The following is a 1,897-nucleotide window of genomic DNA, read 5'->3' on the forward strand; positions in this document are numbered from 1 at the left end:
GAGGAAAGTAGACCGCAGGAACTTCCCCTGCAGCCCCTCGCAGAACGGTACGTGAGCCTCTCGACTCATACCGCTCCCATTAAACCATCGATCCTTTCATACCTATTCGCCAGTGAGCAAAAAGATAGCGATGAGTTTTGGCAATTTTATCCATAAATTTACCCGCTCTCGTTTTACGTCGTTGCAGCTTTTTGTATTTGCGTCTTGCCCACCAGATCAACGCTTTGTTTATCTGACGGAAGACTCGATACAGCTCTGAACGACAGAAACTGCCATAGTAGTTTATCCACCCGTTTATCATTGGGTTAATCCACTTAGCTATTTGTTCAAGACTTAAACCCGTTCGCTTTCGAATAGCTAACATTCTGATTTTCTTTATCATCCCTTTTTGAGCATTTCTACTCACCGCAGGGGTAAAACTGATGAAGGTACCTTGAGTATGCCTATTTCTGCATAGTCGAGGTCTGAATGTATAACCCAAGAAGTCGAAGTTTGTGTTCTCATATCGCCCCTTTCGAGTACCGTCCTTGCAATAGACAATTTTGGTCTTCGTTGGGTGCATTTCGAGCCCACAATCTTTAAACCTATTCTGAAGCTCTGCTAGCATTTGCTGTGCTTGCTCTTCGCTATTGCAATGTACAAGCCCATCATCTGCGTATCGACACCATTTCACACCTGAGTGATTTTTCTGCATCCATTTATCAAAGACGTAGTGCAAAAACAAATTCGCTAACACTGGGCTTATGACCCCGCCTTGCGGCGTCCCCATGCTTCGCTCTATTATCTCTCCATCGTCTTTTACCATTGGAGCTTCTAACCACCGCTCAATATACAGTAACAACCACTTACAGTTCGTATGCTTGCGCACTGCCTTCATTAGCAATTCATGTGAGATGTTGTCAAACAACCCTTTTATATCAAATTCTAACACCCAATCTTGATACCAACAGCGCTTTCTAGTCACGCCTACTGCATCTATCGCTGAGCGATTAGGCCTATATCCATATGAATCATTAAGGAAGTGAGGCTCGACCAATGGTTCGAAGCTAAGTTTAGCGACCATTTGTGCTATTCGATCTTCAATGGTTGGTATGCCGAGTATTCGCTCGCCACCAGATTTCTTTGGTATTGCCACCGCCTTAACAGCCGGTGGAAAGTAACACCCTGACGACATTCGATTCCAGATTTTATACAGATTGTTCTTTAAGTCTTTTTCAAAGTCGGACATAGATTGCTTATCTATGCCTGCAGCTCCTTTGTTCGCTTTGACCAATTGGTAAGCCCGTACGACCTGCCACTTGTCAATTTCAAATCGATGCGTATTCGTCATAATATCTCCTCCTACACCAAATGCAGTTGGATAAGAGTGAATACTGTTTAACACGACCCCTTCGCTCCACGCTCATTACAAGCGCTTCCTTACTACTACGAGTCGTTCCGTCCCAGTGCTAGACATTGGTACTCTCATACTTACCATTTTAATGACTTGTATTTCTTCCTTAGCATTCTAACGACTGGTTCCCACAGTTCCTGAAAAGAGCCTAAAATGAGATCACGCCTACTTTACACCGGACACCACTTACACAGCCTTCGGAGCAACCTGTAAATTTATCACCAGCCTTAGACGCTACTGGCTTTTGATGTCGAGTCTTTGGGTTACGATGCGTCATCATAGGTTCGATAACTCGTCTTCTCATTTCATACCTGAACGTTTTATAACGCTCTTTTCTTCAACGCTCACCACCAGTACTCTTAATACTCGCAGCTTGAAGCGGTTTGGAGCCAGCTTCCGACAACAGACTCCGGTGGACCTACCACCATCTCTTCTCAAGCTTAGCCATAAGCATTATGCATATCCTTATGCTGCAATCTTATGTGCCTGTGGCACACCATCAAG

The 1,897-nt window shown here is 44.3% G+C and carries 1 protein-coding gene; it reads right to left on the reverse strand.

The window, feature by feature from the left end:
- Positions 1-79: 79 nt before the first annotated feature.
- The gene (gene ltrA, locus H5300_RS26450; RefSeq protein ID WP_310736199.1) at positions 80-1,384 is read right to left on the reverse strand and encodes a group II intron reverse transcriptase/maturase; all 1,305 of its coding nucleotides are present in this window, start codon (positions 1,382-1,384) and stop codon (positions 80-82) included.
- Between the last annotated feature and the right edge of the window lie 513 nt (positions 1,385-1,897).

The sequence above is a fragment of the Vibrio sp. SG41-7 genome (assembly GCF_014164465.1).
Lineage (GTDB): Bacteria > Pseudomonadota > Gammaproteobacteria > Enterobacterales > Vibrionaceae > Vibrio > Vibrio splendidus.